Genomic DNA, 6,446 nt, shown 5'->3' on the forward strand with positions numbered 1-6,446 from the left:
GAGGAGCGGTTGTGGTCTATCGAGTTGGGCTATTGGGGCTGGGCACGGTCGGCACGGGTGTTGTGCAAATGCTGCAGCAACCGCAGCACCCTCTCCTACAGGCGGTCGAGATTGCGGCAGTGGGGGTGCGCTCCCTGGATAAGCCGCGGCAAGTGCGGATCCCACCTGAGCGCTTGACCACCAATCTGGAGCAGATCGTCTCGGATCCGGAAATCGATGCGGTGATCGAGCTGATGGGGGGCCTGGAGCCGGCCCGCAGCCTGATCCTGAAGGCCATTGACCACGGCAAGCCGGTGATCACGGCCAACAAAGCGGTGATTGCCCGCCATGGGGAAGAGATCTTTCAAGCTGCCGCCCAGGCCGGGGTGGCGGTGCTGCTGGAAGCGGCGGTGGGCGGCGGGATCCCCATTGTGCAGGCTTTGCAACACTCCCTGCGGGCCAGCCGCATCCAGGCGGTCTGGGGCATCGTCAACGGCACCACCAATTTCATCCTCAGCCAGATGGCCCAGCAGGGCAGCTCCTTTGCCGAGGCGCTGGCCCAGGCCCAGGCCCGCGGCTACGCGGAAGCGGATCCCAGCGCCGATGTGGAAGGGTGGGATGCCGCCGACAAAATCGCCATTCTGGCCGGCCTCGCCTTTGGGGTGGCGGTGCCGCGGGAAGCCATCCCCTGCGAAGGGATCCGCAACATCAGCTCCACCGACATCCGCTATGCCCGCGAGTGGGGCTACACCTTCAAGCTCCTGGCCATCGCCCAAAGGGCCGCCGCCCAGGGATCTGAGACGGTCTTGGATGTGCGCGTCCACCCTACTCTGCTGCCGGTTACCCACCCGCTGGCCAACGTCCACGGCGTGGACAACGCCGTCTGGGTGCAGGGGGATCCCCTGGGGCAGGTGGTGCTCGCCGGCCCAGGGGCGGGACAGGGGCCGACCGCCAGCGCCGTGGTTGGGGATTTGCTCACCCTCCGGGCCCACCTGCAAACCGGGGCCTATCTGCCCAATCCTCTATGGGGGTTCTTCGGCAGGGCTGCCGCTTTGCTCCCGCTGGCGGAATTGGAGTCGGAGTTTTACGTGCGGGTGTTGGCCCAGGATCAGCCGGGGGTGATGGGGGCGATCGGCACCTGCTTTGGCCGCCACCGGGTTAGCCTGGAGAGCATTACCCAAAAAGAGTGCCACCAGGAGCAGGCGGAGATCGTCATCCTCACCCACACCGTCCGCGAGGCCGATTGTCGGCAGGCGCTGGCCGAGATCCAACAGCTTCCCCAGGTGGCCGCGATCCCCAGCCTGTTTCGCGTGCTGCGTTGATTGCTTTCAGGAAACCCATAGGAACCGCGATGATGGACAGCTTGGAAGCGGCAGTCAATCCCTCAACTGAGCCTCTGACCCACTTGTGGGAACGGGCTGAGGTGGTGGTCATTGGAGCGGGCATCAGCGGCCTGACCCTGGCGCTACGCCTGCGGCAGGGCCGCTCCGCTCAGCCGGTGCTCTTGGCCGAGGCCAGCCCTCGTGTCGGCGGCTGCATCTCCACCCAATCCAAAAACGGCTACCGCTGGGAAGAAGGCCCCAACAGCTTTACCCCCGTCCCCCCTCTGCTCAACCTCATTGCCGAGGTGGGCCTGGCCGAGCAACTGGTGCTGGCGGATGCCAAGTTGCCCCGCTACATCTACTGGGAGAAAGAGCTGCTGCCGGTGCCCCTCAGCCCTTCTGCAGCCATTGGCTCGCGGCTGTTGAGCGTGGGCGGCAAGCTGCGGGCTTTGCAGGGGTTGTTGGGGTTTGTCCCGCCGCCGCCAGGGCGCGAGGAAACGGTGCGGCAATTCTTCCGGCGACAACTGGGATCCGAGGTGGCAGAACGCTTGGTGGAACCTTTCACCTCAGGGGTGTATGCGGGGGATCCGGATCAGCTCAGCGCCTTGGCCGCCTTTCCCCGCGTGGCCGGCTTGGAAGAGCGCTACGGCAGCCTTTTTGCCGGCGCGCTGCAGGCTTTGCGCCACAGACCCCAGCCCTCTCCTGTGGCCATCCAGCCCCCACCCCAACGTGGCCAACTGGGCAACCTGCGCCAAGGGCTGCAGCAGTTGCCGGAAGCGATAGCCCAAAAGCTGGGGGACAGCCTGCGGCTGGGCTGGCGGGCTGTGCAGCTCAAGCGGGATGAGATGGGCTATTGGGTGGGCTTTAAGACCGCCGAGGGATCCCGCTGGGTGGTTGCCCGGCAGGTGGTGCTGGCTCTTCCCGCGCCTGAAGCTGCCTCGCTGTTGCAGGAGCTCAACCCCCCAGCCAGCCGGCTCTTGGCCGGGATCCCCTATCCGCCGGTGGCGGTGGTGGCTTTGGCCTATCCCCAAGAGGCTCTGCCGCAGCCGTTGCGGGGGTTTGGCCATTTGATCCCGCGCTCCCAGGGTTTGCGCACCCTGGGCACCATCTGGGCCTCCTGCCTTTTCCCAGAGCGGTCTCCCCAGGGCTATCACTGCTTCCTCAGCTTCATCGGCGGGGCCACCGACCCGCTCATGGCAGCACTTTCCCCTGAAGAGCGAGCGCAGATTGTGCACGCAGAGCTGAGCCAGATCCTGCTCACCCGACCTGTCGAGCCCATCCGCCTGGGAGAGCGCCTGTGGCCCCGGGCTATCCCACAATACACGCTTGGCCATCGGCAGCGGATGGCCCAGTTGCAAGCTTACCTGGCGTCCCAAACCCCAGGTGTGTGGGTGTGCGCCAACTACCTGGATGGCGTGGCGTTGGGAGATTGTGTGCGTCGGGCCGAGGCGCTGGCGCAACAGCTTTTGTTGCAAGCGTTCTGAATCCACATCAAATCCGTTCGCATCGGCGGGACGGGATCCGCAAGCAATGTCCCCACATTCCTACACCACGCTGCTGCTTGTCCCCACCGGCATCGGTGCCCGCATAGGTGGCTTTGCCGGGGATGCCCTGCCCATTGCCCGCGTCTTGGCCGCGGCAGCGGAGCGGGTCATCACTCACCCCAATGTCTTAAACGGGGCCAGTTTGTATTGGCCGATGGGGAATGTGTTCTACGTCGAAGGGTACGGCCTGGATCGATTTTGTGCCGGGGTGTGGAACTTGAGGCCGGTGCGCCAAAACCGCGTCGGGGTAGTGCTGGATGCCGGCATTCCGGAAGATCTGCAACAGCGCCACCTGCACGTGCTGCAGGCTGCCCAGGCCACCTTAGGGCTTAACATCGGCCCCTGGCGCTTGACCGGCCGACCCCTGGGTGTTTCCGTCTGCTCCTCCCCTTCCGGGGCCAGCCAGGGATCCCTGGCCCAGCCTGATGCTCTGTTGGAGACTGCCCAAGAGCTGATCCGCCTGGGAGCAGAGGCCATTGCCGTGGTGGCCCGCTTCCCCGACCAGCTCGACTTCAGCCAGTACCAGCAGGGGAGGGGGGTGGATCCCTTGGCTGGGGCAGAGGCCATCCTCAGCCACCTGGTGGTGCGAGAGCTGGGGATCCCTTGTGCCCACGCCCCCGCCTTCTACCCCGATCCAGACCCTAAGCCGGTTCACCCCCGCGCTGCCGCCGAAGAGGTGGGGTTTACCTTTTTGCCCTCGGTTTTGGTGGGCCTTAGCTACGCTCCCCAATTCGTCAAAACTCCCCAGCCGGGCGACCTGACGGCAGAGCAGGTAGATAGCGTCATCGCCCCGGCCACCGCCTTTGGCGGGCCTGGATTGCTGCACCTGGCCAGCCGTCCCCGCCCGCCGCTGTTTATTGCCGTCGAGGAAAACACCACCGTGATGCAGGTGCACCCCCGCCAGTTGGGGATCCCTTGTGTATCGGTAGCTTCCTATCTGGAGGCCGTTGGTGTGGTGGTGGCCCACCGAGCAGGTGTGGCCTGGTCGTCGCTCCAGCTTTCCCCCTCCACCCCGGAAAAGCTGATCAGCTCCGCACTTGAGCATGACAGGCCCTAAGCCCCATAGCCCGCGGGCAACTTGAGTGTCTCCCGCAGGACAACATCTGCAGTGTTTTGAGAATGGCGCGGCAGCCGGGACGTCAAGTCTATGGACATTTCAAACAGTTATAGTCATTGCAAATAGCAATGAAACGATTCGTTACGTCGTTATTGCTCCGCAACGCTGTCGCGAACGCGCCGCTCTAACTCCCCTCTCCCTCAGGGAGAGGGGCTGGGGGTGAGGGATATCCCTCAGGGAGAGGGGCTGGGGGTGAGGGACAACCGAGAAAGCTACCGCGAGCAGATGGGAGCCGGCAGAGGGTCCCCTTGGTTGAGGCCGGCAAACCACTTGGACAGGGCAGCCGGCAGGCAGAGGCCGGCGTTTCCCTCGATCTGCAACCGCTCCAGCCGGGGCAGTTCCGCCAAAAAGGTCGGCAGTTCTCCCGTGAGTTGGTTGCGTGCCAAGCGCAGATCCCGTAACTGGGTCAGTTGTGCCAGCTCGGGGGGCAGGGATCCGCTGAGGCGATTGTCCGACAAGTAGAGGTTTTCCAGGTTGCGCAGTTGCCCCAGTTGGGGGGGAAGGGGGCCGGAGAGTTGATTGCCATCCAAAAACAGGCCTCTGAGGGAGCTCATCTGGCCCAGTTGGTCGGGAATGGAGCCGCTGAGGCGGTTGTTTTGCAGGATGAGGTTTTCCAGGCGGATCAGCCGGCCCAGTTGGGGGGGAATAGACCCAGAGAGCTGGTTGTGATCCAAAAACAGGCCGCGCAGGTTCTGCAACTGCCCCAGCTCGGGTGGGATGGAGCCGGAAAGTTCGTTGTAATCGAGAAACAGGTTTTCCAACTGGCTCAGTTGCCCCAGCTCGGGCGGGATGGGGCCGGAAAGTTGGTTGAGGCTGAGGGACAAGGCTCGCAACCGGCGAAATCGGCCTATTTCGGGAGGGAGGGATCCCCTCAACCCTTGGCGATCCAATACCAGTTGGACAAGACACTGATCCGAATCAAAAAGAGCCACCTCCTCCACCACCGCGTCCGGGCGGCCCAGAGCTGCCAAGATCTGCCGCAGCAAGATGGGATCCTGACAAAGAGGAGCAGACCAGACCCCCATCCCCCAGCTCAGCCAAACCCAGATTGCCAGTAGACTCAGCGCCCACCCTTTCTGCTGCTGCATCCTCACTCTCCCAAGGACTTTTGCCAGGGTAGCACTCGGGGGCAGAGTTTTTGCCCGGAACCTGTTATGGATTCCGCCCGTTCACGGAGTGGGCCGTAGGCTTTAGAGCGCGAACAGCTACACTGAAAAGCCGATGACCTCTTCTTCTACAAACCCCTATGGCCAGGATCAACGACCACTTCCTCAAGCTCAAGGCCGGCTATCTCTTTCCCGAGATTGCCCGGCGGGTACAGGCCTTTGCTGCCGCCCATCCGGAAGCCCAAATTATCAAGATGGGCATTGGCGATGTCACCGAGCCGCTGCCGGAGGCCTGCCGGACGGCCATGATCCGGGCCGTGGAGGAAATGGGGGAGCGGGCTACCTTCCGCGGCTACGGCCCAGAACAGGGCTACGAGTGGCTGCGCCAAGCCATTGCCCGGCACGATTTTCAGTCTCGCGGCTGCGACATCGACGCTTCTGAGATCTTCATCTCCGACGGCTCCAAGTGCGACTGTGGCAACATCCTGGATATTCTCGGTCACGACAACACCATTGCCATCACGGATCCCGTCTATCCCGTCTATGTGGACACCAACGTGATGGCGGGCCATACGGGGCCGGCCAACGAGCGGGGTGAGTACGAGGGCCTGGTCTATCTGCCGCTGACGGCGGAAAACCACTTCACCGCCAGCCTGCCCCAGCAAAAAGTCGATGTCATCTACCTCTGCTTTCCCAACAACCCCACCGGCGCAGTAGCAACCCGGGAGCATCTGCAGGCCTGGGTGGACTATGCCCGCGCCCACAACTCGCTCATCCTCTTTGATGCCGCCTACGAGGCCTACATTACGGAGCCTGGGATCCCCCACTCCATCTACGAGATCCCGGGGGCAAGGGAATGCGCCATCGAGTTCCGCTCCTTTTCCAAGACAGCCGGCTTTACCGGCACCCGCTGCGCCTTTACAGTGGTGCCCAAGTCGCTACGGGGCCAAGCTGCCGATGGCTCCTGGGTGGATCTCTGGAGCCTGTGGTATCGCCGCCAGTCCACCAAGTTCAACGGCGTGGCCTACATCGTGCAGCGGGGGGCAGAAGCCGTCTATTCTGAGGCAGGGCAGGCCCAGGTGCGGGCTTTGGTGCAGTTTTACCTGGAGAATGCCCGCATCATCCGCGAGCAGTTGGCCAAAGCCGGGATCCAGGCCTACGGCGGCGTCAACGCTCCCTACGTCTGGGTAAAGGCGCCCACTGGGCTGAGCAGTTGGGAGTTTTTCGACAAGCTGCTGCACACCTGCCATGTGGTGGGGACTCCCGGCTCTGGCTTTGGCAGCGCCGGCGAGGGCTACCTGCGCCTGTCGGCTTTTAACAGCCGCGCCAACGTAGAAGAAGCCATGCGCCGCATTGTCAGCGTGTTTGGGAGCTGAGC

The 6,446-nt window shown here is 63.6% G+C and carries 5 protein-coding genes; 4 read left to right on the forward strand and 1 reads right to left on the reverse strand.

Annotated elements, in window-relative coordinates; translation table 11 throughout:
- The first annotated feature begins 11 nt into the window (after positions 1 to 11).
- Genes NW857_RS05220 through NW857_RS05230 form a run of 3 tightly spaced genes read left to right on the forward strand, consistent with a single transcriptional unit; the run spans position 12 to position 3,902 of the window.
- Complete coding sequence (locus NW857_RS05220; RefSeq protein WP_414368178.1) at positions 12 to 1,301, forward strand: homoserine dehydrogenase; 1,290 nt, start codon at positions 12 to 14, stop codon at positions 1,299 to 1,301.
- Positions 1,302 to 1,330: 29 nt separating this feature from the next.
- Positions 1,331 to 2,785, forward strand: coding sequence for a protoporphyrinogen oxidase (gene hemG, locus NW857_RS05225; RefSeq protein ID WP_414334797.1), 1,455 nt, complete (start codon positions 1,331 to 1,333; stop codon positions 2,783 to 2,785).
- A 46-nt stretch (positions 2,786 to 2,831) separates the two neighbouring features.
- Positions 2,832 to 3,902 (forward strand): DUF3326 domain-containing protein, encoded by a 1,071-nt coding sequence (locus tag NW857_RS05230; protein WP_414334796.1) that lies wholly within the window; start codon positions 2,832 to 2,834, stop codon positions 3,900 to 3,902.
- A gap of 272 nt (positions 3,903 to 4,174) precedes the next feature.
- On the opposite strand, the gene NW857_RS05235 is transcribed toward NW857_RS05230, so the two are convergent.
- On the reverse strand, positions 4,175 to 5,050 hold the full coding sequence (locus NW857_RS05235) for a leucine-rich repeat domain-containing protein (RefSeq protein WP_414336084.1): 876 nt from the start codon (positions 5,048 to 5,050) through the stop codon (positions 4,175 to 4,177).
- Between the two features lie 158 nt (positions 5,051 to 5,208).
- Between NW857_RS05235 and NW857_RS05240 the strand changes: the two genes are divergently transcribed.
- On the forward strand, positions 5,209 to 6,444 hold the full coding sequence (locus NW857_RS05240; RefSeq protein ID WP_414338832.1) for an LL-diaminopimelate aminotransferase: 1,236 nt from the start codon (positions 5,209 to 5,211) through the stop codon (positions 6,442 to 6,444).
- Positions 6,445 to 6,446 lie beyond the last annotated feature (2 nt).

This window comes from Synechococcus sp. H55.9 (genome assembly GCF_047462355.1).
GTDB lineage: Bacteria > Cyanobacteriota > Cyanobacteriia > Thermostichales > Thermostichaceae > Thermostichus.